General features: G+C 64.0%; 20 protein-coding genes and 1 pseudogene. 10 read left to right on the top strand and 11 right to left on the bottom strand.

The window, feature by feature from the left end:
* Nucleotides 1-193, top strand: a pseudogene (locus tag R3280_RS11420) (EamA family transporter); the annotation flags it as partial.
* A gap of 31 nt (nt 194-224) precedes the next feature.
* On the opposite strand, the gene R3280_RS11415 reads toward R3280_RS11420, so the two are convergent.
* The 3 genes from R3280_RS11415 to R3280_RS11405 all read right to left on the bottom strand — a co-directional run bounded on the left by R3280_RS11415 (nt 225) and on the right by R3280_RS11405 (nt 2,619).
* Nucleotides 225-1,463 carry a Glu/Leu/Phe/Val dehydrogenase gene (locus R3280_RS11415; RefSeq protein WP_318998736.1) on the bottom strand — a complete coding sequence of 413 codons (1,239 nt, stop codon included), beginning with the start codon at nt 1,461-1,463 and terminating at the stop codon, nt 225-227.
* A gap of 146 nt (nt 1,464-1,609) precedes the next feature.
* On the bottom strand, nt 1,610-1,807 hold the full coding sequence (locus R3280_RS11410; RefSeq protein ID WP_318998735.1) for a hypothetical protein: 198 nt from the start codon (nt 1,805-1,807) through the stop codon (nt 1,610-1,612).
* Between the two features lie 170 nt (nt 1,808-1,977).
* Nucleotides 1,978-2,619 (bottom strand): DsbA family oxidoreductase, encoded by a 642-nt coding sequence (locus R3280_RS11405; RefSeq protein ID WP_318998734.1) that lies wholly within the window; start codon nt 2,617-2,619, stop codon nt 1,978-1,980.
* A gap of 152 nt (nt 2,620-2,771) precedes the next feature.
* Here R3280_RS11405 and R3280_RS11400 point away from each other — a divergent pair, with 152 nt between their 5' ends.
* The gene (locus R3280_RS11400) at nt 2,772-3,050 is read left to right on the top strand and encodes a hypothetical protein (protein ID WP_318998733.1); all 279 of its coding nucleotides are present in this window, start codon (nt 2,772-2,774) and stop codon (nt 3,048-3,050) included.
* 131 nt (nt 3,051-3,181) lie between these two features.
* Complete coding sequence (locus R3280_RS11395) at nt 3,182-3,388, top strand: DUF2795 domain-containing protein (RefSeq protein WP_318998732.1); 207 nt, start codon at nt 3,182-3,184, stop codon at nt 3,386-3,388.
* 31 nt (nt 3,389-3,419) lie between these two features.
* Here R3280_RS11395 and R3280_RS11390 read toward each other — a convergent pair whose 3' ends face one another.
* Nucleotides 3,420-4,208: a M48 family metallopeptidase gene (locus R3280_RS11390; RefSeq protein ID WP_318998731.1), complete on the bottom strand. Its 789-nt coding sequence runs from the start codon at nt 4,206-4,208 to the stop codon at nt 3,420-3,422.
* 177 nt (nt 4,209-4,385) lie between these two features.
* Between R3280_RS11390 and mtgA the strand changes: the two genes are divergently transcribed.
* Nucleotides 4,386-5,066: a monofunctional biosynthetic peptidoglycan transglycosylase gene (gene mtgA / locus R3280_RS11385; RefSeq protein ID WP_318998730.1), complete on the top strand. Its 681-nt coding sequence runs from the start codon at nt 4,386-4,388 to the stop codon at nt 5,064-5,066.
* A 9-nt stretch (nt 5,067-5,075) separates the two neighbouring features.
* Here the strand turns inward: mtgA and R3280_RS11380 are convergent, their stop codons facing one another.
* The 3 genes from R3280_RS11380 to R3280_RS11370 all read right to left on the bottom strand — a co-directional run bounded on the left by R3280_RS11380 (nt 5,076) and on the right by R3280_RS11370 (nt 7,308).
* Entirely contained in the window at nt 5,076-5,945 is an 870-nt protein-coding gene (locus R3280_RS11380) for a YihY/virulence factor BrkB family protein (protein ID WP_318998729.1), read from the bottom strand.
* 101 nt (nt 5,946-6,046) lie between these two features.
* The gene (locus R3280_RS11375; protein ID WP_318998728.1) at nt 6,047-6,670 is read right to left on the bottom strand and encodes a LysE family translocator; all 624 of its coding nucleotides are present in this window, start codon (nt 6,668-6,670) and stop codon (nt 6,047-6,049) included.
* Nucleotides 6,670-7,308 carry a LysE family translocator gene (locus R3280_RS11370; protein WP_318998727.1) on the bottom strand — a complete coding sequence of 213 codons (639 nt, stop codon included), beginning with the start codon at nt 7,306-7,308 and terminating at the stop codon, nt 6,670-6,672. Before R3280_RS11370 ends, R3280_RS11375 begins: the two co-directional genes overlap by 1 nt.
* A gap of 121 nt (nt 7,309-7,429) precedes the next feature.
* On the opposite strand from R3280_RS11370, the gene R3280_RS11365 reads away from it, so the two are divergent.
* Nucleotides 7,430-8,101 (top strand): DNA-3-methyladenine glycosylase 2 family protein, encoded by a 672-nt coding sequence (locus R3280_RS11365; RefSeq protein WP_318998726.1) that lies wholly within the window; start codon nt 7,430-7,432, stop codon nt 8,099-8,101.
* 41 nt (nt 8,102-8,142) lie between these two features.
* Here R3280_RS11365 and R3280_RS11360 read toward each other — a convergent pair whose 3' ends face one another.
* Nucleotides 8,143-8,559 carry a hypothetical protein gene (locus tag R3280_RS11360; RefSeq protein WP_318998725.1) on the bottom strand — a complete coding sequence of 139 codons (417 nt, stop codon included), beginning with the start codon at nt 8,557-8,559 and terminating at the stop codon, nt 8,143-8,145.
* On the bottom strand, nt 8,556-9,995 hold the full coding sequence (locus R3280_RS11355) for a sodium/proline symporter (protein WP_318998724.1): 1,440 nt from the start codon (nt 9,993-9,995) through the stop codon (nt 8,556-8,558). Before R3280_RS11355 ends, R3280_RS11360 begins: the two co-directional genes overlap by 4 nt.
* Before the next feature lie 180 nt (nt 9,996-10,175).
* On the opposite strand from R3280_RS11355, the gene R3280_RS11350 reads away from it, so the two are divergent.
* The 5 genes from R3280_RS11350 to R3280_RS11330 all read left to right on the top strand — a co-directional run bounded on the left by R3280_RS11350 (nt 10,176) and on the right by R3280_RS11330 (nt 15,056).
* Entirely contained in the window at nt 10,176-11,543 is a 1,368-nt protein-coding gene (locus R3280_RS11350) for an alanine/glycine:cation symporter family protein (RefSeq protein WP_318998723.1), read from the top strand.
* A 399-nt stretch (nt 11,544-11,942) separates the two neighbouring features.
* The gene (locus R3280_RS11345) at nt 11,943-12,137 is read left to right on the top strand and encodes a hypothetical protein (protein WP_318998722.1); all 195 of its coding nucleotides are present in this window, start codon (nt 11,943-11,945) and stop codon (nt 12,135-12,137) included.
* A 98-nt stretch (nt 12,138-12,235) separates the two neighbouring features.
* Nucleotides 12,236-13,129: an NAD-dependent epimerase/dehydratase family protein gene (locus R3280_RS11340; protein WP_318998721.1), complete on the top strand. Its 894-nt coding sequence runs from the start codon at nt 12,236-12,238 to the stop codon at nt 13,127-13,129.
* A gap of 78 nt (nt 13,130-13,207) precedes the next feature.
* Nucleotides 13,208-14,410: an EAL and HDOD domain-containing protein gene (locus tag R3280_RS11335; RefSeq protein ID WP_318998720.1), complete on the top strand. Its 1,203-nt coding sequence runs from the start codon at nt 13,208-13,210 to the stop codon at nt 14,408-14,410.
* Nucleotides 14,411-14,522: 112 nt separating this feature from the next.
* Nucleotides 14,523-15,056 (top strand): C40 family peptidase, encoded by a 534-nt coding sequence (locus R3280_RS11330; RefSeq protein WP_318998719.1) that lies wholly within the window; start codon nt 14,523-14,525, stop codon nt 15,054-15,056.
* Between the two features lie 27 nt (nt 15,057-15,083).
* Here R3280_RS11330 and R3280_RS11325 read toward each other — a convergent pair whose 3' ends face one another.
* Nucleotides 15,084-16,181 carry a sensor domain-containing diguanylate cyclase gene (locus R3280_RS11325; RefSeq protein ID WP_318998718.1) on the bottom strand — a complete coding sequence of 366 codons (1,098 nt, stop codon included), beginning with the start codon at nt 16,179-16,181 and terminating at the stop codon, nt 15,084-15,086.
* A gap of 69 nt (nt 16,182-16,250) precedes the next feature.
* Nucleotides 16,251-18,197 (bottom strand): alkaline phosphatase D family protein, encoded by a 1,947-nt coding sequence (locus R3280_RS11320; protein ID WP_318998717.1) that lies wholly within the window; start codon nt 18,195-18,197, stop codon nt 16,251-16,253.
* Nucleotide 18,198 lies beyond the last annotated feature (1 nt).

Raw genomic sequence — 18,198 nt, 5'->3', positions numbered from 1 at the left:
GTCCACCGTCGGGTTTCTGATGTACATCAACCCCACCATGCAGTTTGCCCTGGCGTTGCTGGTGTTCAACGAGCCTCTCAGCAAGACCCAGCTGGCCAGCTTTGTGCTGATCTGGGCCGCCCTGGCGCTCTATTCCTGGTCTTCCTGGCAGGTGCGCCAGAGAGCCATGGCAGCGCGGCTGGGACAGGTCTAGTCGTTGACCCTGATCCAGAAACCGAGCCGGCCTAAACCCAGCCCCGGGTGAGGATGGCCTCCTCCATCCGCTTCAGGGCGTGAATCCAGGCGCCCAGCCTGACCGAGGCCAGCTTGTGCTGCTCGGCCATTTTTGCGGCAGCCTCGTAGCTGCTCACCAGGCGCTTGCACCGCTCCGCACTGATGGCCTCTCGGTCCCAGTAATGATCCGACAGCCCCTGGGTGCGCTCCATCTGGCACAGGTGAACACTGCCGGCATTGGCCAGCACGTCGGGCACGATGGTGACGCCATTTTCGGTCAGGATCTCATCCGCCTCCAGGGTGGTGGGGGCATTGGCGGCCTCCACCAGGATGCGCGCCCTGACGTCCCTGGCATTGTCTTTGGTGACGACACCCTGCAGGGCCGCCGGCACCAGTACGTCGCAGTCGCAACTGAACACTTCGTCGTTGCCGAGGGGCTCACTGCCGGGGAAATCCTTCAGGCTGCCGTGCTCCTGGTAGTGATCGATCAGGGCGTCGATATCCAGGCCGTCCCCGGCAAAGACACCGCTGTTCTTCTCGGTCACCCCCACCACCTTGCAACCGGCCGACTGGAAGGCCCGGGCCGCCACCGAGCCGACCTGGCCGAAACCCTGGATAGCGACCCGGGCACCTTTCATGTCGAAATCGATATCCTTCGCGGTTGCCTCAAACACCTCGAACACTCCCCGGCCGGTGGCTTCATAACCCCCGAAAGAGCCGCCTATGATGGGCGGCTTGTCGTTAATGGCGGTAGGTGTGTGGCGGCCGGTGATCTGCTCGTACTCGTCCAGCATCCAGGCCATGCTCTGCATGCCCGTACCCACGTCGGCGCCGGGCACATCGCAGTCCGGACCGGAGGGCCGCAGGTGGCGGATGTAGGCCCGGCATAGCCGTTCGTACTCCCGGTCGCTGAGCTCGTCCGGATCGGCGGCAATACCGCCCTTGCCACCGCCGGCGGGAATGCGCCCGGCGGCATGCTTGACCGACATCACCAGCGCCAGGGCCTTGCACTCGTCCAGGTCCAGGTCCGGTGAGATGCGGGTGCCGTCCCGGGTGGGACCAAGGGCGTCGTTATGACAGACCCGGAAGGCGTCGAAGACCCGGGAGCGGCCATCGTCCATCTTGAGGGGAATGCGGAAACTGATCACCCGCATGGGGGCCGACAGCAGCTCGGCCACCTCCTCGCGGATCTGGCCGATGTCGGCGGCCTGTTTCATCAGGCGGTTGCTTTGCTCGAGGAAATCGTACATGAATCCTGTCCCTCCGCAGTGTCGCTGAAGTTCTACACTCAGCTTGGTTCAAGAGCTTCGGGGCTGCAACCGGAGAGCCGGGGGAACAAAAAAGGGGCCCCGGAGGACCCCTTTTCGGAAAGCTGATGGCGGGTTGGCGCCGGCTATCAGGCGTGACCGCCGGACGCCGCGCCCTGGTGCCACTGGCTGCGCTTGCGCAGATTGGCGCCAAGCCGCCCGGCGAGATGACTGAGCCGCGCGTATGCCTGTCGTGCCGCCACCCGGGTGTATTCTGCGCGTACATCCTTGCCGTTGTTCAGGATGCTGGAGGGTACGGTTGCGGTGTTGTGAAGCAATCTGGTCATGGTTCGTTCCTCCATGGCTTGGGTGACTGTTGGCGCTACTGTAACCACACATTTACGCAGTATAAATACGTTAAAACTCATATATAGCTGCGAATTCGCAGTAGAGAGCTTGCAAAGCAGTTGCGCGGAATCTGGCTCATGCTCAGCCCGCCAACGCCCGGCCCAGGGGCCTACTGACTGGCGATCTCCCGAAATGCCTGAACCAGGGTCTCCGGCTCCTGGGCGCCGGAAATCAGATACTGGCCGTTGATCACAAACGCCGGCACCGCCGACACGCCGGCCTGCTGATAGTGGGCCTCGTCCCGCCGCACTGCATCGGCATAGTCGCCGGACGCCAGGATCTCCCGGGCTTGTTCGGTATCCAGACCGGCGGCCTCGACGCAGTTCACCAGCACCTCCGGGTCGGATACATCGGCTGCCTTGCCAAAATAGGCATCGAACAGGGCCTGTTTGAGCTCCGTCTGGCGACTCTGCTCGCCGGCCCACTTCACCAGTCGGTGGGCATCGAAGGTATGACAGGTGTGGCGCTCCTGCATGCGGCTGAAATCCAGGCCGAGGTCGTGGGCAATCTCGGTCATCTGGGCCTGGGCGGCGGCCATTTCCGATTCGCTGCGACCGTACTTGCGGCTCAGTGCGGGCAGGATCGGTTCGCCGGCGGCCTTAGGGTCCGGATTGAGTTCGAAGGCGTGCCATTCGATGTCAAAGTCCAGGCTGTCACGGAGTTCGGCCATGGCTTTCTCGAGCCGGGCATAGCCGATGGCACACCACGGGCAGGCGATGTCGGAAACGATGTCGATCTTGAGCGTCTTCACACACTGGCTCCTGTTGGCTTCTGGCCATGGATCATGGCTGGCTTATGGTCGGCCCAGTCTACAGGCCGGGGGCAATAGTCGTTACTATCCGAAAGTGTCCGGCGCGATCCGGCCCGGCATCTCTCACTCTCCTATTGTGGAGCATCAATGCCATGAAAGCTGTTCTGACCCGCCTGTTCTGGCCAATCCTGTCGTTTTTCGAGCGCGGTGAGCAGCCGGAGCATTATCGGCCTTCCCACCGCAAAATTCTGCTGGCTGTGGGCTTTCTGTTTCTGGTGCTGTCCGGAATCTCCCTGTTTTTCGCCCTGGTGGCGCAGGTGCTCGGCGCGCTTATCCCGATTCTGTTCTTCTTCGCCATCAGCCTGGTCTGCACGGTGGTGGCAGGCCTGGGCAGTGACCGGGCGGTAGCGAGGATCTGGGGGCTCAAGTGATCCGGAGCGGGTAGACGCCGGCTGGTCGGCCAGTGCAAGCGCCTATGGGGGCGGTTGGTTTCCATCGCTTCGGGCAGGTAGACTGGAATAAGAGGTAAACTTCCTACGGCTTAGAGTGAACGGAGGACGTCATGGCGATGACCAAACCCCACCAGCGCGTGGACAAGGTAACCAGTGAGGCCGTCGCTGGCCTGGAGTTTCCCGCCAGTCGTGACGAGCTGGTGGAACAGGCCCGCGCCCACGGCGCCGACCCCCGCATTATCGATACCCTTGAGAACATCCCCGAGCGCACCTACTTCAGCAGTGAAGAAGTCCTGAAGGACATCGGCGAGGGTTGATGTCCCGAGGGCAGATCCACCTGCTTGCGATCTAGCGCCGGCAGGGATCGGGACGGCCCTGAGCCAGCGCCAGGGCCTGGTCCATATGTTCCTGAAGCCGTTCAATGCGGCTCTCGTGGGCCGGATGGGTGGAAAGGAACTCCATCGGCTGTTCGCCACCCCGGGCGGCCATGGTCTGCCAGAGTGTCACTGCCTGGCGGGGATCAAAGCCCGCCACCGCCATCAGCATCAGCCCCATGACGTCGGCCTCCTCTTCGTGGGCGCGACTGAACGGCAGCGCAATGCCCAGTTCGGCGCCAAGGCCCTGCGCCTGCATCAGTTGCTCCTGGCCAAGCTCACCCTCGCTGAACAGCCCCACCACATAGAGTGCCGCTTCAATGCCCAATTCCTGGGTCAGGCGTTCGTTGCCGTGCTCTGCCAGCACGTGGGCAACCTCGTGGCCGACGATGGCGGCCAGTTGGGAAGGCGTGTCGGCGATGGTCAGCATACCGGTGTGAAGGCCGATCTTGCCTCCCGGTAGAGCGAAAGCGTTGGGGGAGGGATCTTCGAACACCGCCACTTCCCAGGACTCCGGCATGGGAACCTGCGGGTAGTGGCTGGCGGCAGCAGCAATCACGGCCTGTGCCACACACCGGACCAGGCGATTGGGTTCCGGCAAAGTGACCACCGGCTGGCGCTGCTTGATCTCGGCGAATGCTTGCTGCCCCAGATCCTGCATCACCGAATCCGGTACCAGCGCCAATTGTGAGCGCCCCGTGGGCGTTTCGTCACAGCCGCCCAGTGGGACCAGCAACAGCAGCAGTAGCAGGATGGTTCTCAAGGCGTATCCTCGGCAATTTGGTTGGTGGCGGTGATCATTAGAGCCTGCGGGGGAGCCGGATGCAAAACCCTGCCGGATACCGCCGGCACATGAACAGGCGGTAAGCACGACTGACGTGCAGGGCGCCTCGTCAGAGACTATCATCTGGCCGCGAAAAGCGGGATTCAGGAGCAGAACGTGTCTCAGCGCAAATGGGTTCGACGCTGCCTGGGCTGGGTGGCCCGGGGTCTGGCGGCAGTGGTGTTACTGGTGGTGGCCGTTCTGCTTGTGTTCCGGTTCGCCAACCCACCCACCACTGCCTTCATGCTGGCGCATCAGTGGCAGCCGGGTAGTCAGAGCCTCCGCCACCAGTGGGTACCGCTGGCGCAGATGTCACCCTGGTTGCCCAGGGCGGTAATGGCCAGCGAGGACCAGCGCTTCGCCAGCCACTGGGGGCTCGATACCGAGGCGATTGCCACCGCTTTGCGGGAGTACCGCCGGGGCGAGGGCCTGCGCGGTGCCAGCACCATCACCCAGCAGACCGTGAAGAACCTGTTTCTGTGGGAAGGCCGCAGCCTCGCCCGCAAGGCCCTGGAGGCTGGCCTGGCGGTGGCAGTGGAGTTGCTCTGGCCCAAGCGGCGCATCATGGAGGTCTACCTGAACGTGGCCGAGTTCGGACCCGGGATCTACGGCGTCGAGGCCGCCAGCCGGGCTCACTTCGGGATCGGCGCCGGCGCCGTTGGGCCAACCCAGGCGGCCAGACTGGCAGCCGTTCTGCCCAGCCCCAAGCGTCTCGATGCCGGCAATCCGTCGCCCTATGTGTGGCAGCGGGTGGCGTGGATCCGGCAGCAGATGCAATACGTTGCCCCCTTGCCCTGAGGTCCGGGCCTACAGCCGGGGGTGTCCCCCCGGGGCCTGGTGCCAGGGCAGTCCGGCCCTGGCGCTGTGTTCCAGCTCCGCGATCACCTGGGCCCCAAGCAGGATGATGATGGCACCCACTTCCAGGCTGATGAGCACCACGATGATGGTGGCCAGAGAGCCGTAGATCACGTTCACAAACGACACGTTGATCATGTAGTACATCAGCACCACCCGGGTGCCTTCCCAGAGGATGGCCGCCACCAGCCCCCCGATCACCGCCCGGCGCGGCGCGATACGCACGATGGGCAGTACCTTGTAGATGACGCTGAACAGGATGAACACGCTGACAAAACTCAGCGGATAGATGACAAACCCCGGCCGCTCGTAGAAGGCATCGGCCAGGCCAAAGATCAGCGTCAACCCCAGCAGTCCGAAGGCGAGCACCAGGATGAAGGCATAGGGCAGGGCGGCGGACACCCAGAAACTGCGGGCCGGATTGTCGGGCTGATGGAAGATGATGGCAATGGAGTCTTCCAGCATGCGAAAGGCGAAGGAGCTGAAGAACAGCAGCACCGGAATGCCTACGATGCCGATGACGTCCCGGGAGTCGAGGAAGGCGCGCACCGCATCCAGCAGGAGATCGGCATGGCCGGGGGCGAAGTGCCGGGCCTGGATCCGCATCACCTCCAGTAGCTGCGATTCGGGCACCAGGTGGGTCAGCAGGACGCCGAGCAGCGCCAGCAGGGGAATCGCCGACAGCAGCACGTTATAGCCGACACCGCCCGCCAGCAGGATGCCGTGGTTCTGCAGGAAGTGCCGGAGCACGCGGCGACCAAACTGCCATAACCGGGGCAGAAGGGAGTCAGCGCTCTGGCGCGGGCTACTCGCGTCCGGCATTGGATTGTCCGCAGCTGCAGGGATGATGTTGGCTCATTGCCTTGACCATAACCAATACCGCCGGTGCTGACAAACCATCGCCAACGCCCGCGGGGTGGATATCAGGCGAAAGCCACTCCAGCCACCAGTCTTGCCGACAGCAACAGCAGGACAGCGCCGAACAGGCGGTCGAGCCAGACGCTGTAGCGGTTCAGCTTTGCCAGCCAGGCGGGATGGGAGAACACCAGCGCCACCAGCAGGTACCAGCCGCCATCGATCACCATGGCGGTAGCTGCATAGCCCAGCTTGGCCAGCAGGCTGGTGTCGGTGCCCACCACCTGGCTGAATAGCGCGATGAAGAACACCGCCACCTTGGGATTGAGGAAAACCACCAGAAAACCGTCCCGAGCGGCACTGGCGAACGTGGAGGGTGTGGCACTGCCGTCGGCGGGCCGATGCCGTGCGGTGATGCCCTTGATACCAAGCCAGCCCAGATAGAGTGCGCCACCCCATTGCAGGGTGTTGAAAGCCAGCGGCGAGGCGGTGATCAGTGCGGCAAGCCCGAGAATGCTGAGAAACGCGTAAAGCCCCACCCCCAGCCCATGCAGCAGGGCCGTCAGGATACCGTTGCGGCGGCCGCCTGCCAGGGTCTGCTTCAGCACTACGGCCAGGGAGGGGCCGGGCGACATGGCGCCCAGGGCGCAGATGCTCACCACCGCCAGCCAGGTTGTCAGGGTAATGCCCATCAGCCGAACGCCAGCCAGGCACCCACCAGGATCATGAGGCTGCCGGCGATACGGTTCATCACCCGCACCCCGGCGCCACTGCGCAGGGCCTGGCGCAATTGTTTGCCGCCGTGGGCGTAGAGCTGCAGGCACAGGAATTCCAGTGCCAGGATAATCAGAATCAGTACCGCCAGCTGCGGCCCCATCGGCAGATTACTGTCGATGAAGGGCGGCAGCAGGGCAATAAAAAAGGCCCAGCCCTTGGGATTGGCAATGGCGGTGACGAAGCCCTGCAGCGCCAGCTGCAGGCGGGAGGAGTCCGGTGGTGTGGCGCTGTCGTCCGGCATCGCCAGCTTGCCCCGGGAGAACCATAGCTGCACCCCCAGCCAGGCCAGGTAGGCGCCACCGGCGTACTTGAACAGGGCGAAAGCGGTGGGATACTGCAGCATGAAGGTGGCAACACCCACGGCTGCCGCCGTCGCCACCAGGCCAACCCCCAGCAGTTCCCCCGCCATCATCCACATGGCCCGCTTCACGCCGATGGTGATGCCCAGGGACAACGCCAGGGTCATGCACATGCCCGGCGTGACGGATACTACGAAGAACGTGGGAATGAAGGCTGACAGCAGCTGGAAATTGAGAGATAACAAGGCCGGCACCCGTTATTGAACAGAGCCGGTTATGTTAGAACCGATTCCCGGGGCGGAAAAGTGCGCGCTGCACCTATTCGCCGATGGCTGTCCCTTCCGGGTGTTCAAGAGGAGCTTTCGAGGAACGAGTATGGAACCTTTGCAGCCGGCGATGATGACGCCGGAGTGCTTGCGTCAGGCCACGCTGGTGCTGGCGGAGCAGGACCCGGATCTGGGTGGCATTGTGGCGCGGCATGGCATACCACCCATGTGGGGCCGGGAGCCCGGTTTCGCCGCCCTGTTTCACATCATTCTGGAGCAGCAGGTCTCCCAGGCCTCGGCGCTTACCCTGTTCCGGCGTGTCGGTGCCGACATGGGCGGCGTGACACCGGAGCGGGTCCGGGATCAGGGCGTGGCAGGTTTGCGGGCGCTGGGGCTGACGCGGCAGAAGGCCCACTACTGCGACGCCCTGGCGCGCGCAGTCCTGGACGGTATCCTGGATCTGGAAGCGCTACAGCGTGCGCCGGACGAGCGGGGCCGGCAACGGCTGCTGGCCCTGCCCGGAATCGGCCCCTGGAGTGTGGATGTCTACTACCTGATGGCCTTGAAACGGCCGGATGTGTGGCCCCAGGGCGACCTGGCCCTGGCCATTGCGCTAAGCAGTGCCAAATCCCTTCCAGTGAGGCCGGATCGCAACGCGCAGCTGGAACTGGCGCAGGCCTGGGCGCCCTGGCGCTCGGTGGCGGCGCGCATCCTGTGGATGCATTACCTGGCAGAGCAGGGCAAGTACCCGTTACCCGCTACGGAGCCGGCGTCGCAATGACACCCGGGTGGCTCCCAAAACATTCGCGGGGCCGGGGCCGTTTACTCCAGGAACAGCTCGTAGCTTGAGCTCTCGTCGTCCCGCGGTATCAGCATGGGCGCGTTGACCTTGAGGTAATAGGTTCCTGCCGGCAGGTTCTCCTCGATGCGAAACTGCTCGTTCGGCGCATTGTCCTCCGCCTCAGCCAGCACCTCGCCATCGCTGTTCATCAGGGTACCGGCGGGCTCGATGCCCTCGATCGCCGCTGCCGGCCGGTTGCTGTACAGCGTGACGGCCTGGTAGGAGTCCAGGCTGAAGTGGTACCAGTCGGGTCCCGCTGCGGGCGGTGTGAAGGGGCCGTTCTGGCCCGGATCCAGCTTGATGCTGGTGTCCGGCGGGAAGGCCACCGCCGCAGCCGGCAGGGCAAAGCAGATCAGCAGGATAAGCAGCCGAAGGGGCTGTCTGGTGAGAATGGTCATGAGTGTGTCCCCCTTGATGTGAATTTGGCAAACAGCCGGCTCACCAGGTACACCAGGAAAGCGGCCGCCAGACCCGGCAGCAGCTTGAATACATCGTCATTGAAGGCCGACAGGTGCCATGCCACCACGGTACCAAATCCGGTCAGCATCATCACAACCGCGGTGGTGGTGGAGAATGGCTGGCGGAAGATCCGCAGCAGCATCACCGAGCCCAGGCTGGCGGCCAGCGCCGACCAGGCGATCAGCACCAGCCCGAACACCCCTTCCGGCGCGAACAGGGCCACCGCCAGTGCCAGCAGGGCCACCGACACGGTGGCCACCTTGGAGGCGATGTAGGAGTCCTTCCATTTCGGCCGGATGTCCTGGGTGACCGAGCCGGAGCAGACGATCACCTGGGAGTCAGCCGTGGACATGGTGGCGGCGAACAGCCCCGCCAGGGAAATACCCACGAATACCTCCGGCAGCATTTCCATGGTCATCAGCGGCAGGGCCAGCTCGGTGGGCTCGGTGACCCCCTCGGCGACCTCCAGGTTGGGCAGGTCCGGCAGGATGGCCCGGCTGTAGAGCCCGACCCCTACCGAGGCTGCGAAAAACGGCACGAACCAGGTGAAGTACCAGACCCGGGCCCGCTTGATGGCCTCCACCGACTCGATGGCCATGAAACGCACCATGATCTGGGGCTGGCCCATGGAGCCGAAGCCGCCGGACATCATGCCCAGCAGGTAGAAAAGCACCCCGAATTCCAGGTTGGCTGGAAACAGCGACATCAGTGCCGGGTCCTGCTGCCGCAGGTTGTCAAAGAGGGCGGAGGGCCCGCCAATGGTGCGCCAGGACATGATCAGGATCATCGCCATGGAGCCGATCATCACCAGGCTCTGGGCGGCATCGGTCCAGATGGTGGCGCGGATGCCACCGGCAAAGGAGTAGAGGATCACCACCACCATCGCGATCAGGATGCCGACCCACATGTCCCAGCCGAACAGGGCATGCAGCGCCAGGCTGCCGGCCTTGAACTGGCCGGCGGAATAGATGCCGAGAAACACGAAGGTGATCAGGCCCGCCAGCACGATCAGCACCCGGTTCTCGTTGCCGTCGCTCATGCCGATGACACCGGAGAGGGTTTTCGCCTTCATGCGGCCGGAGTGCTCACGCACCCGGGGGTGGACAAACAGCCAGGCCGTGAGATCACCCAGGATCCAGCCCACCGCCATCCAGATGGACTCGATGCCGACCCGGTAGGAGAAGGCGATCATGCCGATGAACATGAAGCCGCTGTTGTTGGTGGCAACGGCGGAGAGAGCGGAGAGCCAGGGCTTGACCTCGCGGCTCGCCACCAGGTAATCGCCGGTGGTCTTGCGTTTGCGGACCCAGGCGAATGCACCCGCCGCGGTGATGAGGATAAGCAATATGCTGAATGACCATACGGCCGATTCCATCGTGGAGTCACTCCATGTCGGGTTTCGGTCCCAGCGGTCAAAAAAAGGACTCGCGTCTCTTCACTGTAGCAAGGTGGACCCCATCTGTCTCAGAACCGGGGCTGATTTGACAAGGGGTTAACACCTTGCCGAAGCTGAAAGGACCTGAAATTGGCGGCGTTACGCGGGGAGGTGGGAGCGATGGCAAGGCTGGAATCCTGGTTGCAGGCGTTTTCCAACTTCCTCTGGGGTACGCCGCTGATCATCGTGCTGGTGGGCGGCGGTCTGTTCTTCGTGATCTACTCCCGGGCCCTGCCATACCGGTATTTCGGCCACGCCATTGAGATCCTGCGGGGCAAACACGACCGGGACGACGACCCCGGCGATATCAACCATTTCCAGGCCCTGTCGGCGGCGCTCTCGGGCACACTGGGTCTCGGCAACATTGCCGGCGTGGCCTTCGCCATCAGCTACGCCGGACCCAGTGCCGTAATATGGATGTGGGTGACGGCGCTGGTGGGGGTGGCCACCAAGTTCTTCACCTGCACCCTGGCCATCATGTACCGGGGCCGTGACAGCCGCGGCGACCTGCAGGGCGGTCCCATGTACGTGATCCGGGAAGGCCTGGGCAAGCGCTGGCTGCCGCTGGCGGTGTTCTTCTGCCTGGCAGGGCTGGTCGGCACGCTGCCGGTTTTCCAGATCAACCAGCTCACTGAAACGATGCGGGATGCGGTGCTGCTGCCGTTCGACGTCATAACCGAGGCCCAGGTGGGCACTTTCAATCTCTGGTTCGGTATCTTCATTGCCGCGCTTGTGGCGGTGGTGATCTTCGGCGGCATCCACCGTGTCGGCTACTCAGCAGCCCGGCTGGTACCCAGCATGGTGGTGGCCTACCTGGTCTGCGTGCTGGCCATTCTGGCGGTCAATCTGGAGCAGGTGCCGGCGGCGCTGGCGTCCATCCTGACCCATGCCTTCGAGGCCGACTTGTCGGCGGTGGCGGCCGGCGGCCTCATGGGGGTGGTGATCACCGGCATCCGGCAGGGCGCTTTCTCCAACGAAGCCGGCATCGGTACCGAAGTCATGGCTCACGGCGCGGCGCGAACGGCGGAGCCGGTGCGGGAGGGCCTGGTGGCCATGATGGGGCCTGTCATCGATACCCTGATTGTCTGTACCCTGACCGCCCTGGTGCTGATCACCACCGGGGCCTGGGAAGCCGGCACCGATGTGGCCGGCGCCGCGCTGACGGCCAGGGCCTTCGAGGCGTCGCTGGGAGCGGCAGGCCCCTGGATCATCATGCTGCTGGTAACGGTGTTCAGCATGAGCACCATGTTCACCTTCTGGTATTACGGTGCCAAGTGCCTGGGGTTCCTGATCGGCGCCGAGCGCCAGAACTGGTACCGCTATATCTACGTCGCCCTGATTGTCATCGGCGCGGTGATCTCTCTGCAGGCGGTGATCTTCCTGATCACCATCGGCTACGCCCTGATGGCCATACCCACCATGCTGGCCACCGTGATACTGGCACCCAAAGTGATGGCGGCGGCCCGAAAGTACCTTGCCGATAAATGACTCCGGCCCCGGCGTCAGTCGCTCAGGCCGGAGTCCTGCGCTTGTGCCGATGCAGCGGCGGCATCAGAAGCCGTCGTTGCCCTTGGACTGCTGCTTCTCACGCTTGGCGGCCTTCTTTTCCTTCTGGGTGAGGGCCGGTTTCTTCTTGGTTTCCTTGACGCGTCTCTGCTCTTTACTCATGGGGTGCTCCTGCCGATGGGGCAATCACTGGGAGTCGGGTCCGGTGGCCACTGTGGCCGCGCGGAGGGCCGCTCCGGAATGATGCTAGCAGGCTTGTGGCGGCGCCATAGCAGCACAAGTACGCATAGGGTGGGGCGCCACCCGCTGCTCGAAATTTGTACGGATCCGGGCAGGCGTTCTACGCTGGAAGTGTAAGGAACGCAAAAGGAGACCAGTCCCATGAACAAGACACTGAACGGTCATTACGAGAATCCCGACCAGGCCCGTAATACCCAGGAGGACCTGGTGGCCACTGGCATTCCCCAGGACAAGGTGTTCGTGGACGAAGAGAACCAGACCATCAAGGTCATGATTCCGGCCGAGGAAGAGCGGGAGATCCAGGAGATTTTCGACCGCCACGATATCCGTTACTGATGGAGAGGACGCCGGTGATGGACACGCCGGCACCTGCTGTCGGAACGGAATTCATTGCCAGTAATGCGCAGAGCCGCTGACCCGGCAGGAGCTGATGGATGGCGACAGAGTCACAGCCGGTGACGGTTCTCGGCGGCACCGGCTACCTTGGGCGCCAGATCGTCGCGGCGTTGCTCGATGCCCGTTATCCGGTTCGGGTAGCGAGCCGCCATGCCGACCAGGCATCCCTGCCGGAGGGGGTGGAGGCCTTCCGCTGCGATATCACTGATAAAAAGCAGGTCCGGGAAGCGGTCAGTGGCGCCTTCGCGGTGGTGAATGCGGTGTCCCTCTACCATGAGCGGGGCAGCGCCACCTTTGACCAGATTCACGTGCAGGGGGCGGCTCAGGTGGCTCAGGAGGCTAGCCGTGCCCGGGCCGGCAGGCTTGTGCTGATCTCGGGCATCGGCGCCAATGAGCGTTCCGCTTCGGCCTATGTTCGTGCCCGCGGCGCCGGCGAGCGTATGTCCTGGCAGTATTTTCTGGGCGCGACGGTTCTGCGGCCAAGCGTGCTTTTCGATCAGACCGGCGGTTTTGTCGCCAATCTGGAGCAGCTCACCCGCGCTCCCGTGGTGCCGCTCTTCGGCCGTGGCCGCACCCGTCTGCAGCCGGCCCATGTGGCGGATGTCGCCCGAGCGGTGGTCCGGGTGATCGAGCGCGACCGGGGCGAGCATCCGGTTTATGAGCTTGGAGGCCAGTCCTATGCTTTTCGGGACTGCGTGAAAATGGATCTTGCCTACCGCCGTCGCCGCCGTCTGCTGGTGCCGGTGCCTTTTTTGGTGTGGCACGCCATGGCAGCGGTGCTGGGTCGGTTGCCGGAGCCACCGCTCACCCGTGACCAGGTGATTCTGATGAAATCCGACAACCTGGTCGCCGAGGGTTGCCCGTCGTTCGATGATCTGGATATTTCGCCCCGGGATCTGGCCTCGGTGCTTGAAAGGCCAGCTCAGGGTTAATCCGGACTCTTCATCCGTCCCATATGGTGGTATATATCTGAGGCTCATGCACATCGGTGCCATCGAGGGCAGGAAATTATGAGCGACAGGTCGGCGCTACTGGCCGCGCAACCGATCTTTGACAGGGAAGACAGCATCCAGGCGGTTGAGCTGCTGTTCCGTAATGACCTGAACCAGAGCGCCGTCGATGTGGGAGAGAACCGCGCCACCAGCGAGCTGCTTTTCAACCTGTGTACCGGTATCACTGAACAGACCGAGCAGTACCACTCCCCCGCCTTCATCAATGTCTCCGAGGATTTCCTGCTGTCCCAGTCCTTCCTGCCCATTGAGCCGGAAGAAGTGGTGATCGAGCTGGTGGAGCGCATGGTTCCCACCACCACTCTGGTGGACGCCATCCGCGGCTGGCACCGCCGGGGCTTCCGCTTCGCCCTCGACGACTTCGAATTCACCCGGGCCTGGGACCCGATCCTGGAGTTCGCCTCCATCATCAAGGTGGATGTACTGACCACGACACCTGACCGCGTTGAAGAGCATCGGCGCCGGCTGGCCGGCTATGATGTGCAGTGGCTGGCCGAGCGGGTGGAAGACGAAGAGACCCGGGCCGCCTACCGTGACCTGGGTTTCGACCTGTTCCAGGGCTATTTCTACGCGCGCCCTGCCATTATCTACGGCCGCCGGCTCAATCCATCCGCCATCCAGCTGGCCCGCCTGATCGGCCTGCTGTTTCGCGATGACCCGGATATCCAGGCGCTGACGGATCTGATCTCCGGCGACCCCGGGTTGGCGGTGAGCCTGCTCAAGGTGGTCAACAGTCCCCTGTACCGGGCCGGCAAGCCCATCACCTCCCTGCGGGAAGTGGTGGTCAGGCTGGGCATCGTCAATCTGCGGCGCTGGGTCATGCTGTTCAGCTCGGTCAGTTCCGCCTCGGCCGGCACCGGCCAGTTGATCCTGACCCGGGCCCAGGCCTGTCAGGAGCTGGCTCAGCGGGCCCGGGAGCGGGAGGTGGATGCCACCCAGGCGTTTCTGGTGGGCCTGTTGTCAGGGGTGGATGTACTGCTGCGGGTGGATCAGGAGACTTTCCTGGAAACGCTCGACCTGGACGAGACCATCAAGGCGGCCGTCAGGCAACGCAGCGGCCCCATTGGCCGCGTTCTTGAGGTGGTGCTGAAGCTGGAGCGGGCGGTGGCAATGAAGCAGCGCCTTGACCGTATCGACCCGCGCCTGCTGCAGCTCTATGCCGAAGCCGGCAAGAGCGTGCAGAAAATGCTCAAAGTGGCATGAGGGCGGTATAGGGCGCCATCCCCCAAGGCCTGCATTCACAATCCGTTACCTGACAAACGACCGCCGGCTCGCTAGAGTCTGGTCATGGCCCTGTCGCTGTGAGCGCTGAATCATGTCTTCCGTTCAATCCTTTCTGACCCCGACCTGGCTGTTCCCGATCCGCGCTGGCGCGCTGCTGCTTGTGCTGGCAGCCCTGGCCGGCTGCGCCGGTAGCCCCGACTTTGAACGGCAGGCCTGGCCCGTTGCCGTGGAGCCGGCCCCCATGGACGCCGACAGCACCCTGGTGGCGGAACGACTCTGGCAGGTGTTCGCTCGCTACGAGGGTACCCCCTATCGCTACGGTGGTACCGACGCCGGCGGCTTCGACTGTTCCGGCTTCATCCTGACCGCCTATCGCGAAGCGCTGGGGCAGCGCCTGCCCCGCACCACCGACGCCATGCTGGCCCGCGGCAGTGAGGTTCGCCCGGAAGCCGTCCGCCCCGGTGATCTGGTGTTTTTCCGGATCGGCGGCAAGGACAGCCATGCCGGAATCTACATGGGCGGGCAGCAGTTTATCCACAGCGCCTCATCCACCGGTGTCACCCTGTCATCCCTTCGCAGTGGCTACTGGCGCGAGCGCTACTCCCGGGCCCGGCGCTTCGACTGAACCTGCCGCCACCGTAAATCAACGCTGTCAGGCGGTCGTGCCGGGGCTGACCCGGTAGCCTGCGCCGCCGGCGTACTTGGCCTGGTACATGGCGTGGTCCGCCTCGCGCATGATGGCCAGGGCGGAGAAGTTGTTGAGGGGCAGGGTGGCGATACCGATGGAGATGGTGAAAGGATGCTGGTGGGCCGCGCAGTTGAGGTTGTGGTGGGCGACCTGCTCTAGCAGAGCCTGGGCGATGGTCACGCTGTCGCCGCCGGATTCCTGATCCACCAGCACCGCAAATTCATCGCCGCCGAGGCGGCAGACATGGTCATGGGTCCGCCGCAGCAGCGTGCTGAGAATTCGGGCGAAATCCTGCAGGACCTGATCACCGGCCAGATGACCGTAGACGTCGTTGATGGTCTTGAAGCGGTCGATATCGATCAGCATGAACGTCACTCGCTCGCCGCTGTAACGCTTGTCCAGCTCGTATTCCCTCAGGGTCTTCATCAACCAGCGGCGGTTTAGCAGACCGGTCAGGTCGTCGCTATTGGCCAGCACGTGAAGTTGCTGGGACTGGCTCTCCGAGCTGGCCAGACGCTGGCGCTGCTCCTCCAGCACCCCGATGGTGCGCTCCAGTTGCAGATTGCTGACGTGCATGTTGATCAGGGCTTCGGCCTGGCGCCCGAATTTGCCCAGCAACTCACGTTGGTCGTGGGTGAAGGCACGGGGCTTGGAGTCGATGACACAGAAGGTGCCCAGCTCGTAGGGTTTGTTCTGCCAACTAAAGCGCACCGGCACGCCGGCGTAGAAACGGATGTAGGGTGAGCCGGTCACCAGCGGGTTGTCGTGGAAACGCTCATCGTTACTGGCGTCGGGCACCACGAAGGTGCTGTTGTGATGAACCGCATGGCCACAGAAAGAGACGTCGCGGTCGGTTTCGCAGGTGCTCAGGCCCACGGCCGCCTTGAACCACTGACGCTGATCGTCCAGCAAGCTGAGGGCCACCATGGGTACCGAGAACACCTGTCGGGCCAACTGTACCAGGTTTTCGAAAGCAAAATCCGTTTCCGAGTCCAACAGGTGGGTGGCTCTGAGTGCTTCAATGCGCTCCCGCTCATTGGCGGTTTTCGGTGCTGGCTTCATAAAGTGCCCCGGCGTCCATTCGCCCATGAACGGGGTTTCATTAATTAATAGGTGTTGCCGTTCGCATCGTCAATTGAAATCGGTGGTGGTGCCGTCGCTGTTGAGCTGACGGATGCGCAGCGGACGGCCCTGCTCGTCCAGCGTCACCTCACCCATCCCGGAGTGGTTCCAGAGCCGTTCTCCGCGGCTGCGGCCTGAGGGCAGGCGGGGCTTGATGCGCATTCGCCGGCGCTTGGTGAACCAGTTCAGGGGGGACCAGCTGGCGTAGAGCCAGCGGTTGAGGCGGTCCAGCCAGTCCAGCAGCCGGCGCGGGAATTCGTTCTTGATACCGCTGCTGGTGATCTGCCAGATCCTGGGCTGGCGCTTGCCCCGGCGGACCCGCACATCGTAGGCAAAGGAATAATGCACGTCGCCGGACAGGATCACGAAATGCTGCGGGGTGCGGGCGTGGCCGAAGATGTTCAGCATTACGCTGGCGGCGCCCCGGTGGGCCATCCAGTTCTCGGCATCCACCAGCAGGGGTTTGCCGAACCAGGTGAACACGCGCTGGATCACCTCGATCAGCTTGACTCCGAACATGGGCGCCGGCGACACCACGATCACCGCGTCCTGATCCATCAGCTCGTGCTGGAACTCGGTGAGGCCCTCCCAGTCCAGCAGGCCCGACGGCCGGGACCGGCGGAATTCGCTCCGCCAGCGCTGGGTACGGGTATCCAGCACCACCACTTTTGGGGTGGTGGCCAGGGTGAAGCGCCACTGGTCGAAGGCCAGCAGCTCGGTGATCAGCCGGTCCTGGGCGGTGGCGGGCACCGGGGTGCTGGTATCGGCCTGGTCCAGGCAGCGCCGGCACTGCGCAATCAGACCGGCTACCGCGGCGGGCTGGTTGCCCCAGGCCTGGCACAGCAGGTAGCCGATAAGCGCATTGCCGATGATTCGGCGGGAGAAGGGGTGCTCGTAAGCAGTCGCCTCCCAGAGTGCAGACAGGTTCCAGTCGTCGGTAATGTCGTGATCGTCGAAGATCATATAGGTGGGTATCTGGGCGAGCACTCGCGCCGCCGCCGGCAGACCGACCCGGAAGCGCTCGATCTGCCCGGCTTCGGTCTCGTAGCGCTGCCGATCCTCCGGTGTGGCCAGAACGGGCGCGTCGCGGACATGGCGCCAGGGCTCCGGGGACCACACCAGCAGGTACATGGCCAGCACCTCGGCCAGAGTTACCAGGTGATTGCCGGCGCTGGCGGTGGTGAACACCGGCTTGCGGACGCCGCCAAAAAAGCGGTCGGCCAGATCCTCATTGATGTCGGTTTCCGGCAGCAGCTGGTCGCGGTGGTAATAGCCGCAGGGGTGGCGGAAAAGCTCGTGACTGTCGCCAGGCTCGGTGCCCGCCAGGGTCTCGGGATAGAGCCCGAGTGCGTCGATCAAGCAGTGGATGGCGTGAAGCATGGGGCCGGCGACGTCATCGGCGTAGATCTGGTCGCCGGTCATGATCAGCAGGGCGGGGCGCCCGGCCCGTTCGGTCTGTCCGGCCACCACCTGGTCCACCTGTGCCAGGCCGTCGTCGCAGCCGCTGTGGGGGCGGCGGCAGGAGCCATGGTAGAGACGGTCGATGCGGGCCTTGAGCACAAACGCGGGGCTGCTGTGGCCGGTGTAGCAGAGGTGGGGAGCGGTCGTTGCCAGCCACTGCCAGTCGGGTTTGCCACCTTCCTCCGGCAGGGCCAGGCCCAGGTCGTAGTGGATGAAGTCATCGTGGGCCAGGGCGGACGCCGGCTGCACGTTCAGCAGGGCAATCCAGGCCTGTTCACCCACCCGGACCAGCGTGGCCTCCGGTTCCTCCAGTTCCCGGTCCAGGATCCGCTCGCCATCCTGCTCCAGGGTCAGTCGCAGGCGGCAGGGCTTGCGCAGGACCAGCCAAAGCGCCAGTCGGCTGGCTGTCACATGGCGCAGCAAAGGACCCGCCAGGATCGGGCTGGGGCCATTGTCGGCCGGGTCCGGCGAGTTCTGGGCGGTGGAGTCGGTCACG

It is taken from the genome of Marinobacter sp., assembly GCF_033722195.1.
Classification (GTDB): Bacteria; Pseudomonadota; Gammaproteobacteria; order Pseudomonadales; family Oleiphilaceae; genus Marinobacter.
This window is presented reverse-complemented; position numbering and strand designations above follow the sequence as displayed.